General features: G+C 64.0%; 22 protein-coding genes and 1 pseudogene. 6 read left to right on the forward strand and 17 right to left on the reverse strand.

The genetic code is table 11. The annotated features are described in order from the left end of the window. Window positions 1-6: 6 nt before the first annotated feature. The gene (locus G486_RS0103545) at window positions 7-999 is read right to left on the reverse strand and encodes a Bug family tripartite tricarboxylate transporter substrate binding protein (protein ID WP_027014288.1); all 993 of its coding nucleotides are present in this window, start codon (window positions 997-999) and stop codon (window positions 7-9) included. A 31-nt stretch (window positions 1,000-1,030) separates the two neighbouring features. Continuing rightward, on the reverse strand, window positions 1,031-2,236 hold the full coding sequence (locus G486_RS0103550; RefSeq protein ID WP_027014289.1) for a CaiB/BaiF CoA transferase family protein: 1,206 nt from the start codon (window positions 2,234-2,236) through the stop codon (window positions 1,031-1,033). A 189-nt stretch (window positions 2,237-2,425) separates the two neighbouring features. Between G486_RS0103550 and G486_RS0103555 the strand changes: the two genes are divergently transcribed. Then, window positions 2,426-3,370, forward strand: a complete 945-nt coding sequence (locus tag G486_RS0103555; protein ID WP_027014290.1) for a LysR substrate-binding domain-containing protein — start codon at window positions 2,426-2,428, stop codon at window positions 3,368-3,370. Here the strand turns inward: G486_RS0103555 and G486_RS0103560 are convergent. The 9 genes from G486_RS0103560 to G486_RS0103600 all read right to left on the reverse strand — a co-directional run bounded on the left by G486_RS0103560 (window position 3,330) and on the right by G486_RS0103600 (window position 14,028). Continuing rightward, a complete protein-coding gene (locus G486_RS0103560; protein ID WP_034386561.1) occupies window positions 3,330-4,496 on the reverse strand; it encodes an acyl-CoA dehydrogenase family protein in 1,167 nt (388 codons plus the stop codon). The genes G486_RS0103555 and G486_RS0103560 overlap by 41 nt on opposite strands. Before the next feature lie 277 nt (window positions 4,497-4,773). After that, the gene (locus G486_RS0103565) at window positions 4,774-5,961 is read right to left on the reverse strand and encodes an acetyl-CoA C-acyltransferase family protein (RefSeq protein WP_027014292.1); all 1,188 of its coding nucleotides are present in this window, start codon (window positions 5,959-5,961) and stop codon (window positions 4,774-4,776) included. 81 nt (window positions 5,962-6,042) lie between these two features. After that, window positions 6,043-6,828, reverse strand: a complete 786-nt coding sequence (locus G486_RS0103570) for an enoyl-CoA hydratase/isomerase family protein (protein WP_027014293.1) — start codon at window positions 6,826-6,828, stop codon at window positions 6,043-6,045. 240 nt (window positions 6,829-7,068) lie between these two features. Then, window positions 7,069-8,868, reverse strand: a complete 1,800-nt coding sequence (locus tag G486_RS0103575) for an AMP-dependent synthetase/ligase (RefSeq protein ID WP_027014294.1) — start codon at window positions 8,866-8,868, stop codon at window positions 7,069-7,071. A 175-nt stretch (window positions 8,869-9,043) separates the two neighbouring features. Continuing rightward, the gene (locus tag G486_RS0103580; protein WP_027014295.1) at window positions 9,044-9,874 is read right to left on the reverse strand and encodes an ABC transporter ATP-binding protein; all 831 of its coding nucleotides are present in this window, start codon (window positions 9,872-9,874) and stop codon (window positions 9,044-9,046) included. A gap of 137 nt (window positions 9,875-10,011) precedes the next feature. Then, window positions 10,012-11,202 (reverse strand): ABC transporter substrate-binding protein, encoded by a 1,191-nt coding sequence (locus G486_RS0103585; RefSeq protein ID WP_027014296.1) that lies wholly within the window; start codon window positions 11,200-11,202, stop codon window positions 10,012-10,014. Between the two features lie 48 nt (window positions 11,203-11,250). Continuing rightward, window positions 11,251-12,288: a branched-chain amino acid ABC transporter permease gene (locus G486_RS0103590; protein ID WP_027014297.1), complete on the reverse strand. Its 1,038-nt coding sequence runs from the start codon at window positions 12,286-12,288 to the stop codon at window positions 11,251-11,253. A gap of 10 nt (window positions 12,289-12,298) precedes the next feature. Continuing rightward, the gene (locus G486_RS0103595) at window positions 12,299-13,177 is read right to left on the reverse strand and encodes a branched-chain amino acid ABC transporter permease (protein ID WP_027014298.1); all 879 of its coding nucleotides are present in this window, start codon (window positions 13,175-13,177) and stop codon (window positions 12,299-12,301) included. Continuing rightward, complete coding sequence (locus G486_RS0103600) at window positions 13,177-14,028, reverse strand: ABC transporter ATP-binding protein (RefSeq protein ID WP_027014299.1); 852 nt, start codon at window positions 14,026-14,028, stop codon at window positions 13,177-13,179. Before G486_RS0103600 ends, G486_RS0103595 begins: the two co-directional genes overlap by 1 nt. A 130-nt stretch (window positions 14,029-14,158) precedes the next feature. Here G486_RS0103600 and G486_RS21455 point away from each other — a divergent pair. Beyond that, window positions 14,159-14,875 (forward strand): annotated as a pseudogene (locus G486_RS21455) (TetR/AcrR family transcriptional regulator); the annotation flags it as partial. Window positions 14,876-15,044: 169 nt separating this feature from the next. Here G486_RS21455 and cueR read toward each other — a convergent pair. Both cueR and G486_RS0103615 read right to left on the reverse strand, forming a co-directional pair. Further along, on the reverse strand, window positions 15,045-15,515 hold the full coding sequence (gene cueR, locus G486_RS0103610) for a Cu(I)-responsive transcriptional regulator (RefSeq protein WP_027014300.1): 471 nt from the start codon (window positions 15,513-15,515) through the stop codon (window positions 15,045-15,047). 23 nt (window positions 15,516-15,538) lie between these two features. Beyond that, window positions 15,539-15,733 carry a heavy-metal-associated domain-containing protein gene (locus G486_RS0103615; RefSeq protein WP_027014301.1) on the reverse strand — a complete coding sequence of 65 codons (195 nt, stop codon included), beginning with the start codon at window positions 15,731-15,733 and terminating at the stop codon, window positions 15,539-15,541. Between the two features lie 211 nt (window positions 15,734-15,944). Here G486_RS0103615 and G486_RS0103620 point away from each other — a divergent pair, with 211 nt between their 5' ends. Beyond that, window positions 15,945-17,621 carry a methyl-accepting chemotaxis protein gene (locus G486_RS0103620; protein WP_027014302.1) on the forward strand — a complete coding sequence of 559 codons (1,677 nt, stop codon included), beginning with the start codon at window positions 15,945-15,947 and terminating at the stop codon, window positions 17,619-17,621. Window positions 17,622-17,735: 114 nt separating this feature from the next. Here G486_RS0103620 and G486_RS0103625 read toward each other — a convergent pair whose 3' ends face one another. From G486_RS0103625 to G486_RS0103635, 3 genes are all read right to left on the reverse strand, one after another. Next, window positions 17,736-18,854 carry an alkene reductase gene (locus G486_RS0103625; protein ID WP_027014303.1) on the reverse strand — a complete coding sequence of 373 codons (1,119 nt, stop codon included), beginning with the start codon at window positions 18,852-18,854 and terminating at the stop codon, window positions 17,736-17,738. Window positions 18,855-18,970: 116 nt separating this feature from the next. Then, window positions 18,971-19,579, reverse strand: coding sequence for a glutathione transferase GstA (gstA, locus tag G486_RS0103630; protein ID WP_027014304.1), 609 nt, complete (start codon window positions 19,577-19,579; stop codon window positions 18,971-18,973). Window positions 19,580-19,818: 239 nt separating this feature from the next. After that, window positions 19,819-20,406 carry an NADPH-dependent FMN reductase gene (locus G486_RS0103635; RefSeq protein ID WP_027014305.1) on the reverse strand — a complete coding sequence of 196 codons (588 nt, stop codon included), beginning with the start codon at window positions 20,404-20,406 and terminating at the stop codon, window positions 19,819-19,821. 352 nt (window positions 20,407-20,758) lie between these two features. On the opposite strand from G486_RS0103635, the gene mnmG reads away from it, so the two are divergent. Both mnmG and rsmG read left to right on the forward strand, forming a co-directional pair. Next, window positions 20,759-22,729, forward strand: a complete 1,971-nt coding sequence (gene mnmG / locus G486_RS0103640; protein WP_027014306.1) for a tRNA uridine-5-carboxymethylaminomethyl(34) synthesis enzyme MnmG — start codon at window positions 20,759-20,761, stop codon at window positions 22,727-22,729. Continuing rightward, complete coding sequence (rsmG, locus tag G486_RS0103645) at window positions 22,726-23,397, forward strand: 16S rRNA (guanine(527)-N(7))-methyltransferase RsmG (protein WP_034386565.1); 672 nt, start codon at window positions 22,726-22,728, stop codon at window positions 23,395-23,397. The genes mnmG and rsmG overlap by 4 nt, the downstream gene beginning before the upstream one ends. An 89-nt stretch (window positions 23,398-23,486) precedes the next feature. Here rsmG and G486_RS21460 read toward each other — a convergent pair whose 3' ends face one another. Then, a complete protein-coding gene (locus G486_RS21460) occupies window positions 23,487-24,602 on the reverse strand; it encodes a helix-turn-helix transcriptional regulator (RefSeq protein ID WP_034386568.1) in 1,116 nt (371 codons plus the stop codon). Window positions 24,603-24,895: 293 nt separating this feature from the next. On the opposite strand from G486_RS21460, the gene G486_RS0103655 reads away from it, so the two are divergent. After that, window positions 24,896-25,666: a ParA family protein gene (locus G486_RS0103655; protein WP_027014308.1), complete on the forward strand. Its 771-nt coding sequence runs from the start codon at window positions 24,896-24,898 to the stop codon at window positions 25,664-25,666. Window positions 25,667-25,687 lie beyond the last annotated feature (21 nt).

The following is a 25,687-nucleotide window of genomic DNA, read 5'->3' on the forward strand; positions in this document are numbered from 1 at the left end:
CCTGCCTCATGCGGGAGTGATGTTGGCCGCACGAATGACTTGCGCGTACTTCTGATGCTCGGCCTTCACAAAGGCCGTCCAGGCCGGGCCGTCGCGCCTGTCCACGACCAGGCCGGCGCTGGTCATGCGCCTGGCCACCTCGGGGCGCCAGAGGACGGCGGACACATCGGCGGCAATCCTGTCGCTGATGGGCTTGGGCGTATCGGCGGGCAGCATGACGCCTCCCCAGGCCAGGGCCGTGAAATCTTCCAGGCCTTGTTCCGAGAAGGTGGGCACGTTGGGCAGTTGGGGCGCGCGCTCGGGCGCGGCCACGGCGATGGGATGTACGCGGCCGCCCCGGATCTGCGAGGTGACGCTGGCCATGCTGTCCATGAGCAGAGGTATCTGTCCGCCGATCAGGTCGGTCATTGCCGGTGCGCTGCCCTTGTAGGGGACCAGGGTGGCCTGCAGGCCTGCACGGCGTACCAGCATTTCGGCGGCAATGTGCTGGGTGGTTCCGGGCGTGCCGCCATAGCCTATGTTCAAAGGAATCTTGCTGGTTCTGGCCTGCTGCAGTACATCGGCCAGGGTCTTGTACGGCGATTGGGGATTGCTGACCAGGACCATGCCTACGGTGAACAGCCCGTGGAGCAACTGGTAGTCCTTGTGTACGTCGTAGCTGATGTTGGGAATCAGGGCCGGGTTGATGGCCAGAAAAGCCGAGGCGCCGATGAGAACCGTATAGCCATCGGGCGCTGCAGTCTTGGCCGCCATCATGCCCGGCACACCCATGCCACCGGGCCGGTTGTCCACAAAGATGCCATGCTTCCACAGCTCGCCCAGGTTGTCGGCCAGGATGCGGGCGCCGGCATCGAGCGCATTGCCCGCAGGCGTGGGCACGATGAAGCGCACGGCCTTGCTGGGAAAGGGGCTTGTGCCCTGGGCCCTGGCAAAAGAGGGGGCAACTGCGGCCGAACCTGCAATGGCAATGGCCTGGGTCAGAAAGTTTCGTCGTTGCATGGCTGTCTCCTGGGTCGTTATGGGGGAAATTTCAGCGTTGGGATGTGGTGAGCGCGGCAATTTCCTGCTCGCTCATCCCGAGCAGGTCGCGCAGGATTTCGGCGTGGTGGGAGCCGGGCTCCCGGCCCAGCCAATGGATGGCGCCAGGCGTGGCCGACAACTGAGGGATGACGGCCGGCACGGCCACGGGCCCTATGCGGCTGTCCACCTGCTGGATGCTGCCGCGCGCCGCGTATTGCGGGTCGGTGAACATGTCGGCCACGCTCAGCAGCTTGGCCGCAGGCACCTGGCCTGCATCGCACAACTGAAGCAATTGCGCGCAATCGTGCTGGCCTGTCCAGTCGGCCACGATGCCGTTGACCTCGGCGAGCCGGCGCACGCGCGCCGCCACCGTACCTAGGTCCTCGGGGTGGGCCAGTTCGGGGCGCTGCATGACATCGGCCAGCCGCGCGAACATGGCATCGGTGGTGCAGGCAATGGCAATCCAGTGCCCGTCGTGCGTGGGATAGTGGCTGTGAGGTGCGACATTCACGGTATCGGCCCCCATGCGTTCGCGCACAAAGCCGGTTTGCTGGTAGGCCGGAACCATCTCGTCGAGCATGCGAAACAGGGATTCGTACAAGGCCAGGTCCACGACCTGGCCCTGACCCGTGGCCTCGCGGGCGCGCAGGGCCAGCAGGGCGCCAAAGGCCGCATACAGGCCGGAGCTGTAGTCGGCCAGCGAGGTCGAGCCGGGCGTCACCGGAATACGCCCGGGCTCGCCCGCGAGAAACGACAGGCCTGCGAAGGCATGGGCCACGCGCGCAAAGCCCGGGCGGGATTTGTAAGGCCCTTGTTGCCCGTAGGCCGAGATGCGGACCAGGATGGCGCGCGGGTTGATGGCCCGTATGGCTTCGTAGTCCAGGCCCCACTTTTCCATGACGCCGGGGCGGAAGTTCTCCACGACGATGTCGGTCTTGGCGATCAGGCGCTTGAGCACATCGATGCCGGCGCTGCTGCGCAGATCCAGCGTCAGGCATTTCTTGTTGCGCGATTCGTTGAGCCAGACCAGGGTGTCGCCGCAATCGGTCATGGTGCCGAAGCGGCGCAGACCGTCCCCGCCCGGAGGTTCGACCTTGATGACTTCGGCGCCGAACTCGGCCAGCAGGGTGGCGCAGTAGGGGCCTGCGATGAACGTTCCAATATCCAGAACGCGTATGCCTTGCAAGGGATGCTTGATGTCAGTCGTGTCGTTCATGCTCAAAAGCTGCTTGTGCCTGTAATAGCGGATTTTTCATAAGAAAAATCGCTTTATTGCCCGGATATGTCTTGTGCTGAGATGCAGTGTGAATCTCGCGACAAGCTTGCACAATCGATGAATTTGGAAAATAGCGTTTGGTTTAACCTAACGCTCAAATTCTTTGGTCTTGAGCAAGGAGTCATGGCAATGCACTTGAGCCTCACCGATCTGCGCCTGTTCATGGCCGTGGCGCAGACCCAGAACCTGACCCAGGCCGCCCAGCTATGCCATCTGTCCACGGCGGCCGCGAGCGCGCGCATACGCGCGCTGGAGAGCCAGGCCGATTGCCTGCTGCTGCAGCGCATGGCCAGAGGCGTGCGGCTCACGCCCGCAGGAGAAGCCTTTGCCCAGCATGCAAGACTCATGCTGCGCGAGAGCCAGTTGCTGGCGCAGCAGCTCAGGCAGTACGCAGGAGGGCTGCAAGGCCATGTGAACATACTGGCCAATACCACGGCCTGCACCGAGCTCATGCCTTCGGTTCTGGCCCGGTTTCTGGCGGATCACCAGCAGGTCAGCGTGCGTCTCAAGGAGGGCGGGAATGCCGAGGTGGTGCGCGCCGTGCGCGAAGGGCGTGCGGATCTGGGCGTGCTGGCCGGAGATCTGGATTTTTCAGGTCTCAGGGCCTGGTGCTTTGCCGAGGAAAAAATCGTGGCCGTGGTGCCTGCGGCTCATGCCTGGGTGGGCCGCGCCGGCGTGAGCTTTCTCGAAGTCATGGAGCAGCCCTTTATCGCGCTGAACACAGGCGCTTCGTTGCGCGACTTTCTGTGGGAGAAGGCAGCCTCCATGGGGCTGTCGGCCGTGCAGCCCCGCGTGGAGGTGGGCAGCTTCGAAGCCATGAGCCTCATGGTCGAGGCTGGAATCGGTATGGCCATCGCGGGCGAATCGGTGATGCGCCGCTACATGCAGGGCCACCGCATAGCGCTGGTGCCGCTGACGGATGCCTGGAGCCTGCGCAGACGCTATGTGGTGATCCGCGACGCGAGAAACCACCCGGCCTATCTGGAGGACCTGGTGGGCAGCATCCACCAGGCCAAGGGCGATGGACAGGGCTTTAGCGGCCCAGCAGGCTGCGGGCCACAAGCTCTTTCATGATCTCCGAGGTACCGCCGTAGATGCGCAGCACGCGGGCATCGGTCCAGAAGCGTGAGATGGGGTATTCGGCCATATAGCCATAGCCGCCAAACAGCTGCAGGCAGGCGTCGGCCACGCGGCTGAAGAGTTCGGTGGTGTGCAGCTTGAGGGCGGAGACGGCCTCGGGCGTGAGCTGGCCCTGGGTATAGGCGTGCACACAGGCGTTGAGAAAGGCCTCGGCAGCGGCAATATCGGTGGCGCACTGGGCCAGGGTGAAGCGCGTGTTCTGAAACTGGGCAATGGCCTGGCCGAAAGCCTGGCGCTGCTGCACATATTCCAGCGTGGCATCCAGTGCACCGCGCGCGCCGTACAAGGCCTGTACACCGATGATGAGGCGCTCGCGCGGCAGCTCGCGCATCATCTGCACAAAACCCTGGCCTTCCACACCGCCCAGCAAGGCATCGGCGGGCACACGCATGTCCTCGAAGAACAGCTCCGAGGTATCGCCCGCGTGGTGGCCTATCTTGTCCAGATTGCGCCCGCGCGAAAAGCCGGGCGTGGTGGTGTCCACGAGGAACAGGCTCACGCCCTTGGCGCCGGCCGAGGCATCGGTCTTGGCGGCCAGCACCAGCAGATCGGCATGCTGGCCGTTGCTGATGAAGATCTTGCTGCCGTTGATGACATAACCATCGCCGTCCCTGCGCGCCGTCGTGCGCAAGGCCTTCAGGTCGCTGCCCGCACCGGGCTCGGTCATGCCGATGGCGGCCACGGCCTCACCGCTGGCCATGCGTGGCAGCCAGTAGGCGCGCTGGGCCTCGGTGCCGCAGTGCAGGAGATAGGGCGGAACAATGTCGTTGTGCACCTGCAGACCGCCCACAAAGCCCGCATAGCCACGGCGCGAGAGCACCTCGACCACGGCAAACGAAAACTGCACGGGGGCGCCCGGGCCGCCATGGGCATCGGGCACATCGGCGCACAGATAGCCTTGCTGGCCCATCTTCAGGAACAGCTCGCGCGGCACCTGCCCGGCCTTCTCCCAGGCCGCGTAGTGGGGCTCGATCTCTGCATCGCAAAAACGCTCCAGCGACTGCCTGAAAAGATCGAGATCGGCGCGCTCCTCGGCGCTCAAAAAGTGGTTGCTCAGCATGCTCTGTCTCCGTCATTTGGGGTTTGAAAAAAGGCCGGCGGCCAAAAGGCCCCGGCCTGTGCAAGCGGGTTGTGCAGTCCTGGTGCATGGGGCTTTGTGCGTTGCCGGGAGCCCCTCACCCCAGCCCTCTCCCCGAAGGGGCGAGGGAGTAAGGCACAGGGCGCAGCACACAAAACTGGCAGAGCCCAAGTCAGGGACAGCGAGCAAGGGCCGCCCTGCAGCGAGGCTGTCGCCCCCTGGGGGGGAGGTGCCGAAGGCGACTCAGGGGGGGAGTGGTTTACACCCGCTCGAAGATTGCGGCAATCCCCTGGCCGCCGCCAATGCACATGGTCACCAGCGCATAGCGGCCGCCCGTGCGGTGCAGCTCGGCAATGGCCTTGGTGGTGATGATGGCGCCGGTGGCACCCACGGGGTGGCCCAGGGAGATGCCCGAGCCATTGGGGTTGACCTTGGCCGGGTCCATGCCCAGCTCCTGGATCACGGCGCAGGCCTGGGCGGCAAAGGCTTCGTTGGCCTCGATCACATCCATGTCCTCGATCTTGAGGCCGGTGCGCGCCAGCACCTTTTGCGTGGCCGGCACGGGACCTATGCCCATGTAGGCCGGGTCCACGCCTGCATGTGCATAGCCCACCAGGCGGGCCAGGGGCTTGAGGCCCAGGGCGGCCACGCGCTCGCCCGAGGCCAGCACCACGGCGCCTGCGCCGTCGTTGATGCCCGAGGCATTGCCTGCGGTGACCGTGCCGCCTTCCTTCTTGAAGGCCGGCTTCATGCCGCTCAGGGTCTCGATCGTGGTGCTGGCGCGCACATGCTCGTCGGTATCGAACAGCACCACGCCCTTGCGCGTGGCGATCTCGACGGGAACGATCTGCTCCTTGAAGTAGCCTGCGGCAATGGCTGCTGCCGCGCGCTGCTGACTGACCACGGCCAGCTCGTCCTGCATGGTGCGGCTGATCTTGTAGCGCTCGGCCACGTTCTCGGCGGTAATGCCCATGTGCATCTTCTGCCAGGGGTCGTGCAGGATGCCCAGCATGTAGTCGATGCTCTTGGCATCGCCCATGCGTGCGCCCCAGCGCGAGGCCTGGTCGAAGTAGGGGCCGCGGCTCATGGATTCCGAGCCGCCGCCCACGGCCACATCGCAGTCGCCCAGCGCAATCGCCTGGGCCGCCGAGACAATGGCCTGCAGGCCGGAGCCGCACAGGCGGTTGACGTTGAAGGCCGGGGTCTCGATGGGGCAGCCCGCATCGACCGCGGCCACGCGCGACAGGTAGGCGTCCTTGGTGTCGGTGGGAATCACATTGCCCATGACCACATGGCCGACGGCATCGGCCTCGATGCCTGCACGTGCAATGGCCGCCTTGACCACGGTGGTGGCCAGCTGGGTGTTGGCCACGTCCTTGAGGCTGCCGCCAAAGGTGCCTATGGCCGTGCGGGCCGTGCCGAGGACGAAGATGTCGCGTGTTGTCATGAATGATCTCCTTGAATGGGTGAATCCGCCATTGTGCTGATGCTCTGGCCGCAAGCGCTGCCGCCTGCGCGTCAGCCTCCCTCAGCGGCCTTGAAAAACAGGATTTTGCCTAGTCTGGAAGGCGGCAATGCCGTCGCGTATGTCCTGGGTGCGCGCGCAGGCGCCAAAGGCCAGGGCCTCTGCCTGCAGTTGCGTGGGCAAATCCTGCTCCAGACCCGCGCGCATGAGGCGGCGCATATGGCCGAGGGCAATCGTCGGGCCGTTGGCCAGGCGCTGGGCGAGCTGCTCCACGCCGGCCGAGAGCAGCTCGGCTGCCAGCACCTTGTTGACCAGGCCCAGACGCGCGGCCTCGGCGCAGTCCAGGGTCTCGCCCAGCATGGCGATCTCCAGCGCACGGCTGAGGCCTACGCGGCGCGGCAGCGCCCAGGAGGCGCCCACGTCGCAGCTGGTGCCCAGGTTGATGTAGGCCAGGTTGAAGCGCGTGCCTTCGGCCGCATAGATGAAGTCGGCCTGCAGCATCAGCGACAGGCCAGCGCCTGCCACGGCGCCATGCACCTGGGCGATCACGGGCGCGTTGAGCTGCGCCAGCAGTTCCACGGCCTGGTTCAGCGGGCCCAGCAGATCGGCCGCGCCTTGCACGGGGTCGGCGGCCAGCGTGGCCAGATCGCCACCAGCCATGAAGCCCCGGCCCGCACCGCGCAGCACCAGGCAGCGCAGCGTGGCGTCGGCAGCGAGCTGCTGCATGGCCTGCAAAAAGGCCTGGGCCATGGGCACGTCGATGGCGTTCAAGGACTCGGGGCGGTGGAAGGTGAGGGTGGCGATGGCGCCATCACGCTCTACGAGCAAAGGCGTTTTTTCGGGGGGCATTGATGCTCCTTGTATGAGAGCTGGTAGCGCTCTTTGATCAACGGTTTCAGATACTTTTCTATCTGAAATCCTTTGTCATAAAGCGCTACCAGCTCATTTTTTAATGATCAGCTCTCCCCCCTTTCGGGGAGACTTGGGAGGGAGACCTGCGGTCTAGGCGACTTCAATAGGGTTGGTGTCGTACATGCTGCGGCCCCCATCCCAACCTTCCCCCGGCGGGGGAAGGAGCCATACCGGAGCCTATTGGTACAACGCGTCAATTTCGACGGCGTAGGTCTTGTAGATGCTGGAGCGTTTGACCTTCATGGTGGCCGTGACCTCGCCGTCATCGTGGTCCAGCTCCTTGGTCAGCAAATGGAATTTGCGTATGCGCGAGACCTGGGCCAGGCGCTCATTGCCCTGGGCGATCTCGCTGTTGATGAGCTCGCGCACCTCGGGCGTTTCCACCAGGGAGCGGAAATGGGTGAAGGGAAGGCGCCGCGCCTCGGCCCATTTGCCCACGGTTTCCAGGTCGATCTGCACCAGGGCGCTCACGAACTTGCGGCCCTCGGCCACGATGATGCATTCCTTGATGTAGGGGCTGCCCTTCATGGTGTTCTCGATCTCGGAGGGCGTGAGGTTTTTGCCGCCGGCCGTGATCATGATGTCCTTGAGCCGGTCCACGATCTTGAGCTGGCCCTGTTCCTCGCGCACCACATCGCCGGTGTGCAGCCAGCCGTTCTGTATGGACTGGGCCGTGGCCTCGGGGTTTTTGTAATAGCCGGCAAACACCATCTCGCCCTTGATCTGGAATTCGCCATTGGCGCCTATGCGCCAGTCCACGCCGTCTATGGGCGTACCCACCGTGCCCACCACCACCTTGTGCAGTTCATGGCCGGTGACCATGCCCGAAGATTCGGTGAGGCCGTAGACCTCGATCAGCGGCACGCCAAGCGTGCGGAAGTAGCGCACCACATCGGGCGGGATCGGGGCTGCGCCCGTGAGAGCCACCTGCACATCGCGCAGGCCGATGAAGTTTTGCAGCGCGCGAAACACCAGCCAGTAGCTCGCGGCCTGGGCCAGGCGCTCCGCCAGGCTCCAGCTGCTGCGCGGCTTTTCGGCCAGCGGCGCGCAGTAGCTAAGCGCGCGGCGGTACAGGGCCTGGCGCAGGCTGCCGGTTTCCTGCATCTTGATGTTGATGGAGGCGTGCAGCTTTTCCCAGATGCGGGGCACGCCCAAAAACATATTCGGCGCGACTTCGCGCAGGTCTTCCTGCACCGTGCGAATCGATTCGCCAAAGTGGACTTGTGCGCCCAGGTAGATGGGGCAGAAGGTGGTCAGCATCTGCTCGGCCACATGGCACAGCGGCAGATAGGACAGGTGGCGTGAATCGCGCGACAGGCCCAGGCGCCGGGCAATGCCGGGCACCACGCCGCGGATGTTGCGCCAGGAAATCATGGCGCCCTTGGGCGCGCCCGTGGAGCCCGAGGTGTAGATCATCAGACCGATGTCATCCAGCGTCTGGCGCGCCAGGGCCTCGTCAATGGGGGCCTGGCTGGCGGCCTGGGCGCCCAGCTTTTCCACCTCGTCAAAACTGGCGATCAGCGCGCGTTGCTCGGGGGCAAAGCTGCGCAGACCCTTGGTCTCCATGACGATGATTTTTTTCAGGCGCGGCAACTGCTCCAGCGCCTCCAGCACCTTGTCGGTCTGCTCCTGGTCTTCGCAGACCATGATTTCGATGTCGGCATGGCCCACCACATAGGCCACCTCGGGTGTGGGGCTGGTGGGGTAGACGCCCACGGTGACCGCGCCCACCAGGCCGGCGCCCATCTGGGCAATCACCCACTCGATGCGGTTTTCGGCAATCACCCCCATATGGCCGCCGCGAGGCAGGCCCAGCGCCAACAGACCCAGGCCGAAGTGGCTGGCACGCAGGTCAAAACCGGCCCAGCTCGTGGGCTTCCAGATGCCAAAGTCCTTTTGCCGTATGGCCACGCGATCGCCGTCGGCCTGCGCACGCTGGCGCAGCATCTGGGGCAGGGTGAGTTCGGGGATGTTCATATCGTCTGTGATTCGTGGCGCCTTGTGATGGGCGCAATCTTGAAAGCAGGCACTGCCTTGATCAGCAAACACCAAGCAAGGGCCTACGCCGGTCGCACTGTCCCGCAACAAAGGCCATCGTTCCCCTGTGTCCTTATTTCAGGGGAAGGCGCGTAGCGCCTCAGGGGGATGTGGCTCATGAGAGCCAGCGCTTTCTACGTTTGTAGTGCTTGATGTCCTTGAAGCTCTTGGCTTCGCCGCCGCCGCCCATGCCCAGGTAGAACTCGCGCACATCGGCGTCTTGCGAGAGGCGCTCGGCCGAGCCGTCGATGACGATTTTTCCGTTTTCCATGATGTAGCCGCTGTGAGCCACGGCCAGGGCCACGGTGGCGTTTTGCTCCACCAGCAGCATGGAGGTGCCGCGCTCGGCATTGATGCGCGCGATGATGGCGAAGATGTCTTCGGTGAGCTTGGGGGAAAGGCCCAGTGAGGGCTCGTCCAGCAAGATGAGTTCGGGTTGGGCAATCAACGCCCGGCCTATGGCCAGCATCTGCTGCTCACCGCCCGAGAGATAGCCCGCCAGCCCCTTGCGACGCTCGAACAGGCGCGGGAAGTAGCTGTAGACCAGGTCAAAGTCGGGCTTGGCCTGGCCGCCTTGCGTGTTGCGGCCCGTGAGCGCGTAGGTGGAGGCGATCAGGTTCTCCTCCACCGTGAGGTCTTCAAACACGCGCCGGCCTTCCATGACATGGGACAGGCCCAGGCGCACCAGCTGCTGAGGCGCGTATTGCGCGGTGGACTGGCCGTTGTAGCGCACGCTGCCGCTGGCCAGCAACCCGTCCTCCAGCGCGAGCAGGCCGGAGACCGCCTTGAGCGTGGTGCTCTTGCCCGCGCCATTGCTGCCCAGCAGGGCCACGATCTGCCCGCGCGGCACGCTGAGGGACAGGCCGCGCAGGGCCTGCACCACCTTGTTGTAGATGACCTCGATATTGTTGATTTCGAGGACGAAATCCGTGGCTTGTTGGTTCATGGTTTCTAGCAAGAGGGCTTGCAAAGTTCATGGCCGCAATTACTGGCGCACCCTAGCGCCAGAGACAGCGAGCAAGGGCCGCCCCGCAGCGAGGCTGTCGTCCCCCTCCGGGGGAAGGCGCGTAGCGCCTCAGGGGGTCAAAGCTTTATCCAGTCAGAAGCCGCCACCATCTTCTGCGCCTTCATATCGGCGCGGTAGACGCGGCCCACGGGAATGGAGTTGCCGGCAATGGTGATGGGCACGCCGATCAGGCCGCCGGTGTCGAAATCCTTGAGGCTGTTGAGCCCGGCCTTGAGATTGGCGCCCGTCAAAGGCTTGCCCGCATCCAGGCAGCGCTTGGCCGATTCCAGGAACAGCATGGCGGCCAGAAAGCCCTGGATATAGGCCGTGCTCTGGTACTCGGGGCGCATGGCACGGATCTTCTCCAGCATGGGCGCTTTTTCCGTGTCGTAGTAGTAGCGGAAAGGCATGACCCCCATGAAGCCGTCGCCGGCCTCGCCCATCTTCATCACGGTGGAGCTGTCCATGGTCCAGAAGGTACCCATCCATTTGGACTTCATGCCCTGCTGCTTGCCCTGGCTGATGAACTCGGGAATGGGCGCCAGGATGTAGCCGTGGAAGATGGTGTAGTCGGGCGCGGCACGGCGCAGCTTGATGACCTCGGTGGACACGTCCACGCTGCCCGCAGGCGTCATGATCTTGATGGCCACGGACAGGCCCAGCTTCTTGGCCTCGGCCTCGCTGCGCTCGATGGGGTCGCGGCCGAACTCGGAGTCCGAATAGACGAAGGCCACCTTGGCGCCCGGCTTTTCCTTGGCGATGTGCTTGAGCAGAATGCCGAACATCTCCGTGTAGTCGGGGCCGACCAGAAACTGGTTGGGAAACTTCTTGGGGTCGTTGAGTTCGGAGGCGAACGAGGCACCCGCCATCAGGATATTGCCGTTGCGCTCCAGCTCGGGGTTGATGGTCTTGGCAAAGCCCGTGGAGTCGCCGTAGTAGAGGTTGACCTTGTTCTGGCTGGTGATCTTCTTGAACGTGGCCACCGAGACATCGACCTTGTAGCCCGTGTCCTCGCCCACGTACTTGACCTTGCGGCCCTTGATGCCGCCTGCGTCGTTGACGATCTTCACGTAGTCGGCAATGCCGGCATTGATGCCCACGCCGGCAAACGCAAACACGCCGGTCATGGGAATCGAGCCGCCGATCACGATGTCTTCACCTGCAGCTTGCGCATGGGCTGTCAGCGGAATGCCCAGCGGTGCGGCCATGGATGCGCCGGCTGCAAGCAGCAGCGAGCGGCGGCGGGGGGAAGTCGGTTGGTTTTGCATGCTTGTCTCCTCGTTTTTTATGTCACGCTCAAAGCCTGTGCAGCCGCCTCAATTGCGGAAGGGCCACAGGTGGAAGAAGCGACGTGTGCGCCGCCACATTTCTGCGAGCCCCAGCGGCTCGAACACCAGAAAACCAATGATCAACAGCCCGAACACCATGGTGCGCACAGGCGAGAGAAACACCGTCAGCTCGCTGCCGCCGGGCAGCAGATCGACGATGAGCTTGAGCAGCTCGGGCACCATGGTCATGAAGACCGCGCCCAGAATGCCGCCCAGGATGGAGCCCATGCCGCCCACGATGATGGCCGCGAGAAAGAAGATGGACATCAACAGCGGAAAGCTCTCGGGCGTGACCACGCGAAAGAAATAGGCCCACAGCCCGCCGGCCACGCCCGCATAAAACGAGGACAGGCCGAAGGACAGCAGCTTGTAGCGCAGCAGCGGTATGCCCAGCACCTCGGCCGAGATGTCGCGGTCGCGGATGGCGATGAAGGCCCGGCCTATGCGGGTGCGAAACAGATTGGCCGCACCGATGAGCATGACGATGGTGACGGGCACGATCAGCCAATACAGGCGGAACGAGGTGTCCAGCTCCATGCCAAAGAGCTGGGCCGGCGGCATCGAGATGCCCGCTGTGCCACCCGTGATCGCCAGGTTGGCAAACAGAAAGTGGGCAATGAAGGAGGCCGCAATCGTGGCAATCGCCAGGTACAGGCCTTTGACCCGCAGCGATGGTATGCCCACCACAATGCCGCCGACCATGGCTACAAAGCCACCCGCCAGCAGGTTGACGGCAAAAGGCAGATTCCAGCGGGTCTGCAAAATGGCCACCGTGTAGGCACCCAGCCCCATGAAGGCCGCCTGGCCCAGGCTGACCAGGCCGGTGTAGCCGGTCAGGATGTTGAGCCCCGTGGCGCTGGCCACGTTGATGGCGACCAGGCAGGCCAGGTAGAGCCAGTAATCGCTGGCCACAAAGGGAAACAGCAGCAGCAGGGCGCCGGCAATGGCCAGCCACATTTTCTGCGTGCGGGAGTCGAACAGCGTTGCGTCGGCAACGTAGCTTTCCTTGAAGGTTCCTATGCGCATGGCGGGTTTCCTAGAGACGCTCGATTTCGCGGGTGCCGAACAGGCCGTAGGGGCGCAGCATGAGGATGAGCACCAGTACGATGAAGGTGGCCAGCAGCTTGTATTCGCCGCCCAGATAAGAGCCGGCCAGGGCTTCGACCAGGCCGATGAGCAGGCCGCCGATGAGTGCGCCCAGCACGCTGTCCAGCCCGCCGACGATGACCACCACGAGCACGGACAGACCGAACACGCCCATGGACGATGAGATGCCGCCTATGGAGCCGACGATGATTCCCGAGACCGCGGCAATCATGGCCGAGACCACCCAGGACAGAGAGAACACGCGCGGCACGTTAATGCCCACCGAATAGGCCGCTGCCTGGTCGCTGGCCGTGGCGCGCAAGGCCACCCCGCCGCGCCAGAAGCGAAACAGCAGCAGCACGGCGGCAATGAACACGCCCGCCACCACGGCGCCCCAGGCCACCTTGGGGGCGAGAAAGGCTTCGCCGATGACGATGGGATCGCTGGGCATGAACTCGATCAGGCGGCGCTGGTCGGCCGTCCAGATCATCTCCACCAGACCCACCAGCACCGAGGCCAGGCCCACGGTGACCATGAACACCGAGATCGGTGGCTCGCCCAGCAGCGGGCGGATCATGGTGCGCTCTATCACCGCGCCCAGCAGGCCTGTGCCCAGCACGGCGGCGGGAATGGCCAGCCACAGCGGCAGCGCGAACATGGAGGCAAAGGTGAAGAACAGATAGGCCCCCACCATGAGCAGCTCACCGATGGCGATATTCACCACGCGCGTGGCCTTGTAAACCATCACAAAGGCCAGGGCCGCCAGGGCGTACAAGCCACCGCTGGCCAGGCCCGTGAGGCTGATTTCAAACAGATAAGCCCAGTCCATCACGCGACTCCTTGTGCCGTAGCGGCCGCTTGCAGTTTGCGGCGCAGCTCGCCTACATCGCCCGAGCCCAGATAGGCCCGCCCCACCTCGGGATCGGCCTGCACCTGGGCCGGCAGGCCCTGGGCTATGACCTGGCCGAAGTTGAGCACCACCACGTGGTCGGACAGGTCCATGACCATGCCCATGTCGTGCTCGACCATGAGCACGGTCACGCCCCATTCGGCACGCACATCGAGGATGAAGCGCGCCATGTCCTCGGTCTCTTCGCGGTTCATGCCGGCCACGGGCTCGTCGAGCATGAGGATCTCGGGCTGCATGGCCAGGGCGCGCGCCATTTCCACGCGCTTTTGCAGGCCGTAGGACAGTGCGGCCACGGGGGCGTGGCGGATATGGTCGATCTCCAGGAAATCGATGATGCGCTCCTCGATGTCGCGGCGCAGCTCGGCTTCTTCACGGCGCGCACGGCCCATGTAGAGCAATGCATCGAAGACATTGGTCTTGAGGTGGGCGTGGCGGCCCAGCTTGATGTTGTCCAGCACCGTCATGCCGCGAAACAGCGCAATGTTCTGAAAGCTGCGCCCCAGACCCAGGCGTGCACGCTGCGGCGCGGGCACCCGGGTGATGTCCTGGCCGCGAAAGCGTATGGAGCCCCCCGTGGGTTTGTAAAAGCCCGAGATGGTGTTGAACAGCGAGGTCTTGCCTGCGCCATTGGGCCCGATCACGGCGGTGATGGAGCCGGACTGGACATCGAAGCCCACTCCCGACAGGGCCTTGACACCGCCAAAGGCCAGCGTGACGCCGTCCACTTGTAGCAAAGGGGGAGATGCCCCCGGGATTGGTTTTGTCTCCATCGGTCTTCTGCTGCCATTTGTTTTTGTTGGAACAGGAATCTACTAATGCGTAGACTATTTACTCTGGAGTAGATTCTGGTGGTAACACTCCACTTGGAGCATTGGTGATTTCCCCGGTGTAATACGAGCTATGAACAAGTTGACCGTCGAAACCAAGACCCGTCGGAAAAAAAGCACCCCGTCCACGATGGACTCGCCCTGGGCCAGCTCTGCGGACCGCCAGCGCCAGCGCGAAGCCAAGCGCAATGCCGTGCTGCAGGCTGCGGCCCAGCTGTTCAATGAGCGCGGTTTTCATGCCACCTCGCTGGATGACATCGCGGCCCGGCTGAACGTGAGCAAGCCCACGCTGTACTACTACGTGAAGAACAAGGACGAGATCCTGTTGCAGTGCGTGAACAAGGGCCTGACCATGACCCTGGAAGGCATAGAGGCCTCGCGCAAGGCAGGGGGCAAGGCCATAGACCAGTTGCGTGCCTGCATGGAGGTGTATGCGCGCATCGTGACGCTGGACTTCGGCATGTGTCTGATCCGCGTGGGTGACGAGCAGGTGCCGCCCGAAAGCCGCAAGGAGCTGCGGCGCCAGAAATCCGCCATAGACCAGGCCTTCAGGCGCCTGGTGGCCGAGGGCGTGAAGGAGGGCACGGTTGCTCCCTGCGATCCCAAGATGACGGCCTTTGTGATTGCCGGTGCCTTGAGCTGGATAGGGCGCTGGTACCAGCCCGGGGGCGAGTACCCGGCCGAGGAGGTCGCCAGGCGTTGCATAGACACGCTGTTGGCGGGCGTGCAACTGCGTGAGGATTTGCCTGCCGCCGTGGTGCAGGCTGCGGCGGCCAAAACGCCTGGCAAGGCGGTCAAGGTGCCGCAGAAAGCTGCGCTGCGCAAGCCTGCTGCGGCCCGAAAAACTGCAGCTGTTGCGGCGGCTGTTGCGCCGCAAAAAGCCGTGACGCAGAAGAGCTCGGTGTCAAAGGCCTCCGTTGCCCAGAAGGCTGCGCGCAAAAGCCCGGCCAGCGCCTGAATCAGCGCTGGTCAGGGCCTGGTTTCGCAGGCCTGGCGTCGGCTGGCTGGGCTGCCAGATCGTCCAGGATCGGGCAGTCGGGCCGGTCGTCACCGTGGCAGCAATGCACCAGGGTTTGCAGCGTGCGCTGCATGGCCTGCATGGCCGCGATGCGCTCGCCGAGTTCGGCCACATGCCGTTGGGCAATGCGCTTGACCTGGCTGCTGGCGCGGCCCTGGTCCTGCCACAGGCCCAGCAGCGTGGCGATTTCCTCCATGGAAAAGCCCAGATCGCGGCCCCGGCGTATGAAGCGCAGCGCGTGCACGTCGGCCTCGCTGTATTGGCGGTAGCCGCTGTCCGTGCGGTGCACGCAGGCGAGCAGGCCCAGGGTTTCGTAGTGGCGCACCATGCGCGCCGAAACATCGGCCAGGCGTGCGGCTTCGCCTATGGAAACAGGCCATTGCTGGCGGGCAGGGCGGGGGCTGTCAGGCATGGTGCGCACTCTGGTTTCAGGTCTCAGGCGACCTGATAGCCTTCCTCGGCAATCGCTGCACTCAGGGCCTCGCGGCTGGCCGAGCTCTGTACTTCCACCCGGTTGGCGCCACGGTCGATCTCTACCTGGGCCTGGGCATCCACGGACTGCAAGGCCTGGGTGACCGCGCGTTCGCAGTGGCCGCAGGTCATGCCTTGTACGTTGAAAACATGGTTCATCTGATGACTCCTGGTTGTTCTGCGCCAAAGGCGACGCATGCGCATATCTTGAACCTTGACATCATGACAAGGTAAAGCCTGGGGATTTGAGGGGCGTTTCGCGGCCTGTTCGGGCCATAGAGGCGCCTTGACAGGCTTCGCGAATCCAAGCCAAGGTGCAACAATTTGTCCTCACCGCACAAGACGGCAATTCAAGCTGAAGGCAAGAACCATGAACCTGTTGGGAATGATGCGGCGCTTCACGATACGCACACGCATGCTGGGTGCGATTGCCGTGGTTCTGGGCTTGCTGGGTCTGCTGGGTGGTGTGGGCATGCTGGGCATGTTCCGCATTCAGCAGATGAGCCAGCAGCTCATGGACAGCGCCTATGCGAAGCTGGATCACATGACGCGGCTGCGCGCAGAGCTCGGGGGCGTGCGCCTGCACGAAAAGAACATGCTCATCGAGCATGAAAACGCCGAGCGCGTAAAGCAGGGCCAGGAGCTGTGGCTGCGCGCGCTGGAGCGGGCCAGGACGCAGGCCGCGCACCTGGAGGCCGGAGCCCGGGGCAGGGAGGCGGAGCTCGTGGCCTCGCTGCAGCAGCGCATGCACGCGTATCGCCAGCAGCTCGCGCCTGTGCTGCAGCTGGTCGAGACCGGCAGTCTGGTCTCTGGCGCCGAGGCCCTGGCCATGAGCGACAAGGCCAATGCCGAGATGAAGCGGCTCGAAGGGGTGCTCGTCGAGCTCGATGCGCTGCAAAGCGACGAAGTGGCCGCCATGCGGGCCCGCGAGCATGCGGTGGCCGAGCAGACGCAATGGGCGTTTGCGGGCGCCGTGGTCCTGACCCTGCTGCTGGTGGCACCGCTGACCTGGCTGAACATGCTGTCGATCTGCAGGCCTCTGGCACAGGCCAGGCAGAAGGCGCTGACGATTGCCGAGGGCGATCTGTCGCAAGCCCATGCGGTATCCGGGCGTGATGAGATCGCCGATCTGCAGCATGCGCTCAATCAGATGCAGCAGGGTCTGGGCAGCCTGGTGGTGCGGGTGCGCGATGCGAGCGCGAGCATTGCGACGGTGAGCCGCGAGATCGCCCAGGGCAATCAGGAGCTGTCCTCGCGCACCGAGCATACGGCCGGCAATGTGCAGCAGACCCTGGCGTCCTTGAGCGAGCTCACGGGCTCGGTGCAGCAGACGGCATCCTCTTCCCAGCTGGCAAACCGGCTGGCGGCCTCGGCCCTGTCCACGGCCACGCATGGCGAAAGCGTGGTCTCGGAGGCCACGGCCAGCATGCACGAGATCGTGGCCAGCAGCAGCAGGATAGGAGACATCGTCGGCCTCATCGATTCGATTGCCTTCCAGACCAATATCCTGGCCCTGAATGCAGCCGTGGAGGCCGCGCGCGCAGGCGAGCAAGGCAAGGGCTTTGCGGTGGTGGCCGGCGAGGTGCGCCGCCTTGCCCAGAGCTCGGCCCAGGCCGCAAGCGAGATCAAGGCCTTGATCGAGGCCAGCGTCAAGGTCGTGGATGGCGGTGTGCTCAAGGTGGAGCAGGCGGGCCGGGCCATGCAGGAAATCATGGATGGCGCGCAAAGCGTGGGCCGCATCGTGGGGGAGATCAGCGAAGCCGCGACCGAGCAGTCGGCCGGCATAGGCCAGGTCAACCAGGCCGTGGCCGACATCGACAGCATGACCCAGCAGAACGCCGCCCTGGTCGAGCAGTCGGCGGCCGGGGCGCAGTCGCTGAGCGAGCAGGCCGACCGCCTGGCCGAGGTCGTGGGCCAGTTCCGCGTGGAGCCCCAGGCCAGCCAGCGGACTGCCCGCAAGCCGGGACTGGCACCGGCAGAGCCTGCGGGCGTCCAGGCCCGGCTGTCCGCGCCCGGGCTTCATGCGGGGCCTGGAAAAACAGCCTGAGCCCGCGGATGGCGTGTCCCGCCGGTTGCTTCTAAATCAATAGCTGGTTGCGCTTGTCAGATAAGCCCTTGAGGCCTATTTTGTTCAAAATTCACCTGGCGCAGACCTGCAGTTTCAGCCGGCATCTGCGAGCGCATAGTCGGTATAGCCTTGTGCGCCGCCGCCGTAGAAGCGCCGGCTGTCCCAGGCGTTGAACGGCAGATCCTCGCGCAGCCTGCGCACCAGGTCCGGGTTGGAGATGAAGGCTCTGCCGAAGGCCACGAGATCGGCTTGACCGCTCTCCACGGCGGCCAGGGCCAGCGCGCGGTCATAGCCGTTGTTGACCATCCAGGCGCCCTTGCCGCCGGCCTCGCGGTAGGCATTCTTGAGGGCGGCGTAGTCGAAAGGCCGCTCGGCGATCTCGCGCGGCCCGCCCGTGGAGCCTTCGATTACATGCACATAGGCGAGGTCCAGGGTTGCGAGCTGGCGCAGCAAGTGCTCGAACAGCGGCTGCGGATCGGTGTCGTGGATGTCGTTGGCCGGGGTCACGGGCGAGAGGCGTATGCCGGTGCGCCCGCCGCCAATCGCCTTGGCCACGGCGCGTGTGCACTCCAGCGCCAGGCGACAGCGGTTGGCGATGCTGCCGCCCCATTCATCGTCGCGCTGGTTGGCACCGGTCTTGAGAAACTGGTCAAGCAGATAGCCATTGGCCGCATGCAGCTCCACGCCGTCAAAGCCGGCATGGTCCACGGCATTGCGCGCAGCCTCGGCAAAGTCGTGTGCGATGCCGGGCAGCTCGGCGGCATCCAGGGCGCGCGGCAGGGTGGTGGCAGAGAACTGGCCCTGGCCCGTGGCTTCGTCGATCAAATAGGTCTTGGACTTGGCGGCCATGGCCGAAGGCGCGACCGGGGGCTGGCCGTCGGGCTGCAGCGAATCGTGGGAGATGCGGCCCACATGCCATAGCTGGGTCACGATGCGCCCGCCGGCGGCGTGCACGGCATCGGTAACCTGCTTCCAGCCCTGGAGCTGGTCCTCGCCGTACAGGCCGGGAACATGGGCGTAGCCCTGGCCCTGCTGGGTAATGGCCGTGCCCTCGCTGATGAGCAGGCCTGCGCTGGCGCGCTGGGCGTAGTACTCGGCCATGAGTGCATTGGGGACGGCCCCGGGCGCGCGGTTGCGCGTCAGCGGTGCCATGACCACGCGGTTGGACAAGGCCAGCTGGCCGGCTTCAAGGGAATCAAACAAGCTGCTCATAGGAATCGGGGGACGGGATGAACAAAGGCCTGCAAGAGTTGAGCTCCTGCAGGCCTTAAAGAGTTGGGGCTTCAGCGGCTTATTCAATGCGCGGGCCGGATGCCGGCCCTGGCGGCTTACTTGATCAGGCCCTCGGCCTTCATGGCGGCCTGCACGGCGGGGCGGGCCAGGATGCGCTCGCGGTAGGCCACGATATGGTCCAGGCCCGAGATGTCCAGGCCCACAAACTGGGCCCAGCCTGTCACGGTGAACAGATAGGCATCGGCGACGGTGAATTGCGCGCCCATCAAAAAGGGCTTTTCGCCGAGCTCCTGGTTGACCCAGGTCAGGCGCTTGAGCACTTGCTGGCGAACCTGGGGTTTGTAGTCTTCCGGTGTGTCGGGCTTGAACAGCGGGGCAAAGCCCTTGTGCAGCTCGGTGGCGATGAAGTTGAGCCAGGACTGGAGCTGGTAGCGTGCCAGCGTGCCATTGGCCGGTGCGAGGCTCTTCTCCGGAGCCTGGTCTGCAAGGTATTGGACGATGGCCGGGCCCTCATGCAGGGTGTCGCCGTTGTCCAGCACCAGAAACGGCACATAGCCCAGAGGGTTGATGGCGTAGTAGTCCGTGCCGTCTTGCAGCTGATGCGTCTTGGTGCTGGCCAGAATGGCTTCATGCTGCAGGCCGGCTTCGTGCAGCACGATATGCGGGGACAGGGAGCAGGCGCCGGGGCTGTAGTAGAGCTTCATGATCAAAGGTATCCGATCAAATGAAAAGACAAGCGGCCATGCTAACGCCGATTGCTCCGACCCATGTGACAGCTTGGTTTTGTGCGACCTGCGCGATGGGCGCGGTTTCGCTGGACCCAGCCAACCCTGGCACCGGGCATCAGGGGTGCACAGGAAGTGTGTCGAGCGTTAGAGCGTGTTCACGACCTCCTCGCGGCGCACCAGTTCCAACGCGCCTGCGTAGAGATCGTGAACACGCTTTAGGCCCCAAGCCGCTGCGTTGCCCACAGGGTCTGTTCGAGCAGGGCGCGCATGCCGTCCAGATGCCTGCCGCTCTTGAGGCGGCCGGCTTCGTCGAATGCTTCGTGGGCCTGGCCTACGGCATGGCTGCGTGGAACGACCCAGCAGCCCAGGTTGAGCAGCAGGGCTGCGAGATGGGCTTGCGAGCGCAGTCCTCCCAGGCCGCCTGGAGAGGCACTGGCCGTGGCCACGACCTTGCCGCGAAACGCCAGCGTGCCATCCGCCCACTGCGCATGACCGGCCACGGGGCTGGAGGCCCAGTCCAGCGTATTCTTGAGCAAGGCCGTATAGCTGCCGTTGTACTCGGGTGAGCAGATCAGCCAGGCGGGATGGCTGTGCATTTCCTCCTTGAGTCGCAGCACGTCCGCAGGTGTACCCCGGGCTTCAAGGTCGGCGTTGTACATGGGGATATCGAATTGCGACAGTTCCAGCAGCGTGGGCTGGGCGCTGAATTCGCGCGCGATTTCCGTGGCTGCAGCCGCCAGGCGGCGGTTGTGCGATTGCTGGCGAGTACTGCCCGCGAAGATCAGGATTTTCATGGCCGCCATTGCAGCACACAAGCCGCACATGATTCGTGCAAGCCCCTGGCTTGCAGCCGGAAACGCTTGCTTTTCGCCTGGCAAGACATGCTCTGGAAGCGTGTTTCACGTGAAACATGGCTGCGGCCCATCGACTCGAACTCATCCCGATTGCGCTCCAACGCGCCTGCGTAGAGATCGTGAACACGCTCTGAGAGATGGGCCCACAACCCTTTGCAAGGCATTGTTCGGGTAAAGATGGGAAAATCGCAGGTTCCCCGCAGGGCCACGGACTACGCAAACGTCGGCCTGCCAGGAGAGCCGGAGCATCAGCGCTTCGTGTGGGGGAGCCAGGGCCGGGCAGGCCCCCGGAGTTGAATACATGTTGTACCCACAGGAATTTGATGTGATCGTGGTCGGAGGCGGCCATGCGGGCACGGAGGCCGCCTTGGCCGCTGCGCGCATGGGCTGCAAGACCTTGCTGCTAACCCACAACATCGAAACCCTGGGGCAGATGAGCTGCAATCCCAGCATAGGCGGTATCGGCAAGGGGCATCTGGTCAAGGAGGTCGATGCGCTGGGCGGCGCCATGGCCCTGGCCACGGACAAGGCCGGCATACAGTTTCGCATTCTCAACAGCTCCAAGGGCCCGGCCGTGCGCGCCACGCGTGCCCAGGCGGACCGCATTCTCTACAAGGCCGCGATTCGTGATGTGCTTGAAAACCAGCCCAACCTCTGGCTGTTCCAGCAGGCCGTGGATGACCTGATGGTCGAAGGCGACCGCGTGGTGGGGGCCGTGACCCAGGTGGGCCTGCGCTTTCGCAGCCGTGCCGTGGTGCTCACGGCGGGGACCTTCCTCGACGGCAAGATCCATGTGGGCCTGAACAACTACGCTGCCGGCCGGGCCGGTGACCCTCCGGCGGTAAGCCTCTCGGCCCGCCTCAAGGAGCTGCAGCTGCCCCAGGGTCGGCTCAAAACCGGTACGCCGCCGCGCATCGATGGGCGCAGCATCGATTTTTCGAAGTGCCACGAGCAGCCCGGGGACGGCATGGTCGGTGGCGTGAACGAAGGGCATTTGCCCGTCTTCAGTTTCATGGCCCATGCCCACGGTGGTGCAGCCATGCACCCGCGCCAGGTGCCTTGCTGGATTACCTATACGAATGGGCGCACGCACGACATCATTCGCAGCGGCTTTGACCGCAGCCCGATGTTCACGGGCAAGATCGAGGGCGTGGGCCCGCGCTACTGTCCCAGCGTGGAGGACAAGATCAACCGCTTCGCTGACAAGGACAGTCACCAGATCTTTCTCGAACCCGAAGGTCTGACGACTAACGAGTTCTACCCCAACGGCATCTCCACCAGCCTGCCTTTCGATATCCAGTACGCGCTGGTGCGCTCCATGGTCGGGCTGGAGAACGCCCACATCCTGCGCCCCGGCTATGCCATCGAGTACGACTACTTCGATCCGCGTTCGCTCAAGAGCAGCTTTGAGACCCGCCAGATCCAGGGCCTGTTCTTTGCAGGCCAGATCAACGGCACCACGGGCTACGAGGAAGCCGCCGCCCAGGGGTTGTTTGCCGGCATGAACGCGGCTCTGCAGTGCCGTGGCGAGCAGCCCTGGCTGCCACGCCGTGACGAAGCCTATCTGGGCGTGCTGGTGGATGACCTGATCACCAAGGGCGTGACCGAGCCCTACCGCATGTTCACCAGCCGTGCCGAGTTCCGTCTGCAGTTGCGCGAAGACAATGCCGACATGCGGTTGACCGAAGTCGGGCGCCGTCTGGGGCTGGTCGACGATGCGCGCTGGGATGCATTCAGCCGCAAGCGTGATGCTGTTTCACGTGAAACAGAGCGCCTCAAGTCCACCTGGGTGAATCCGCGTCTCGTCTCGGCCGAGGAGTCCGAGCGTGTGCTGGGCAAGACCATGGAGCGCGAATACAAGCTGTTCGACCTGCTGCGCAGGCCTGATGTGGGCTATGCCAAGCTCATGACTCTCAACGAAGGCCGCTGGGCCGGCAACGAGGTCTCGCCGGAAACCCTTGGCGATCTGAGCGAGGCCGTGATCGAGCAGGTGGAGATTGCCGCCAAGTATTCGGGCTATATCGACAGGCAAAAGGATGAGGTGCAGCGTGCCGCACATTACGAAAACCTGCGCCTGCCCGAAGAGCTCGACTATATGCAGGTGCCGGCGCTGTCGTTCGAGGTGCGCCAGACACTGCAAAAGCACAGGCCCGAAACCCTGGGTCAGGCATCGCGCATCTCGGGCGTGACACCAGCCGCCATATCGCTGCTCCTGGTGCACTTGAAGAAGGGCGGCTTTCGCGGCTTTGCTTCGCAGGAAGCCGCAGCATGAGCGCAGATCAGGATTTGCGTTCCCCGCTGGAAGCCGGACTGCAGGCCCTGGGTCTGGATCTGTCGCTGGCCCAGGTCGACTCCCTCATGGACTTCATGGGCCTGCTGCAGAAGTGGAACAAGGTCTACAACCTCACGGCCGTGCGCGACCCGCAGGAAATGCTCACCCACCACCTGCTGGACAGTCTGGCCGCCGTGCCTGCCTTGAGGCGCCGTCTGGCCCAGATGGCCGAACAGGGCCAGGCCATGCGCTTGCTCGATGTGGGCTCTGGCGGGGGGCTGCCCGGGGTAGTCTTTGCGATCTGCTGCCCCGAGCTTGAGGTGAGCTGCGTGGACACCGTGGGCAAGAAGGCAGCCTTTATCCAGCAAGCTGCGGCGACGCTGCGGCTGAGCAACCTCAAAGGCTTGCACAGCCGTGTGGAGCAGCTCAAGACCTGCTATCCGCTGATCAGCTGCCGCGCCTTTGCCTCGCTGCCCGACTTCACGGCCTGGTCACGCCAGGCCCTGGAAGAGGGCGGGGCCTGGCTGGCCATGAAGGGCCGTCACCCCGAGGAAGAGATTGCCGCCCTGCCCGAAGACATCCAGGTGTTTCACGTGGAACCCTTGCAGGTGCCCGGCCTGGATGCCGAGCGTTGCATTATCTGGATGCATGAACACGCGCTGACATAGATTGCCAGCATGCCGCTGGCTGGGCATGAGGATGGGGATGGGTGGAATGGGCGCCTGGCTTGCAAAGGCCGCCGGCATTCTTCTTTCTCTCATGCCAGTGCATGCATGAGCTGCACCACCTCTATCTGACGGCGGCAGCCGGTTTTGGCCAGCAGGTTCTTGAGGTGGTCGCGGGCCGTGTGCACGCTGCAGTTTTGCGTGGCTGCGAACTGGTTGACGGTCTGACCTTGTGCCAGGGCTTGTGCAAGCAGGGTTTCCTTGGGGGTAATGCCGAGGATTTCTCCTATGGCCCCCAGGGGCAGGGTACTGGCCTGAAAAGGACTGCTGAGTATCACCAGCGCCTGGCGGCCAGTGGGGTGAAGGTCCGCCAGATCATTTCTGAAACTCAGAGGCAGAACACGCAAGATGGCCGCTCCGTGCTCCGGCAGGGTGGTCCGCACCATGCTGGCCTGGGGCAGGGCCTGGCAGGCCAGGCGCAAAGCCTGCTCCAGGCGCTGCTGGGCTTCATGGTCACGAAGCTGCAGTCTTCCGTGCAATGCATGGCACCACCGGGCTTCCTGCAGGCTGCGCTCGGCTTTCTGGTTGAGTTGCTGTATGCGGCCCGCTCCATCGCTGACGATGATGCCGTGCTGCAAATGATCCAGGGCCGTGGCGCCGATGCCGGCGAGCCGTTGCAGCTGCCCGGCCTGGGCACGCAAGCGTGCTGCCCGGCTCATATGCGGGGCGAGTTGCTCCATCAAGGCTTGCTCGTAGTCTCCATAGGCTTTCTGGTCATCGGCCCGCAAGACAGCCATGTAGTCATGGCTTTGTGCGTTGCGCTGCAAGACCATGCCCAAGGCGTGGCGCATGCCTATGGGGCGCAGGAAGTCGGCGTAAATCGCCGAGCGCGACATATGCCGGTCATCGAAATGGTGGTGATCGAACATGAACTGTCCATCGGGCATGCCGGAGATCAGGGCGATGCGCTCATCGCTGTCTGCATGATGGAGCTCGTATTCCTCGGCCTTGCCTTCGGGTATGACATCACAGGTCACGGAGTCGATGACGGCCATGCTTTGCGTGGCTAGTGTGACCTGGTGGAAGGAGACGCCTTGCAGCTTCTGCCGCAGCGCGTCCAGGGCTGCATACCACTGCTCCGAATCCAGTATCCCTTCATAGAACAGGGCGGCAACTTCTGCTGCCGCAGTCTGTGTATTGCTTTGCATGACCGTCTCTCCCGCCTTGGGCCCATCTCATCTGGGCGCATTGTCTCGGGACGGCGGCTTATATTCAAGCGCGCAGACCCGGCAAAGGGCGATGTTTCACGTGAAACCGCAGGCGCACCGAGTGCAATGTGCGGATTTGCGAGGGCTGGGGAGAATGCCGGCACTCCCCTGGAATACACTCGATGCTTTGAGTCAGGCAGTGCCGCATGTGCCACTCGGGCACCAAATCTGCCCATCCAGCCCTGACAGCATATGGCCCCTGCCTGGCCATGACCTATTGAAGCGGAAATTTCATGGCCAAAATCTTTTGTGTTGCCAATCAAAAAGGTGGAGTGGGCAAGACCACCACCACGGTCAATCTTGCGGCGGGGCTGGCCAGGATCGGTCAGCGCGTGCTGCTCATAGACCTGGACCCTCAGGGCAATGCGACCATGGGATCGGGTGTGGACAAGCGCGCGCTGGAGCTGTCCGTGTATGACGTGCTGCTGGAGAACGCCTCGGTCAAGGAAGCGGCGGTATTTTCCGAAGCCGTGGGCTACCACGTGCTGGGCGCCAACCGCGAACTCAGCGGCGCCGAGATCGAGCTCGTCACGCTGGAGCGCCGCAACGACAGGCTCAAGGGCGCACTCCAGGCTGCCGATGCGGACTACGACTTCGTGCTCGTGGACTGTCCTCCCAGCCTGTCCATGCTGACCCTCAACGGCCTGTGCGCCGCCCATGGCGTGGTCGTGCCCATGCAGTGTGAATACTTTGCGCTCGAAGGGCTGACCGACCTGGTCAACACCATCAAGCAAGTGCATGCCAACATGAACCCCGATCTGCAGGTCATAGGTCTGCTGCGCGTGATGTTCGACCCGCGCACCACGCTGCAGCAGCAGGTCAGCGACCAGCTCAAGGAGCACTTCGGCGAGAAGGTGTTCGACACCGTGATCCCGCGCAATGTGCGCCTGGCCGAGGCGCCAAGCTATGGCGTGCCCGGTGTGGTGTTCGACCCCTCGGCCAAGGGCAGCAAGGCTTTTGTGGAATTTGCACGCGAGATGGTGCGCCGCATCAAAAAAATGTAGTTCAGGCATGAAAAACGCATG

It is taken from the genome of Comamonas composti DSM 21721 (assembly GCF_000429845.1).
GTDB lineage: Bacteria > Pseudomonadota > Gammaproteobacteria > Burkholderiales > Burkholderiaceae_C > Comamonas > Comamonas composti.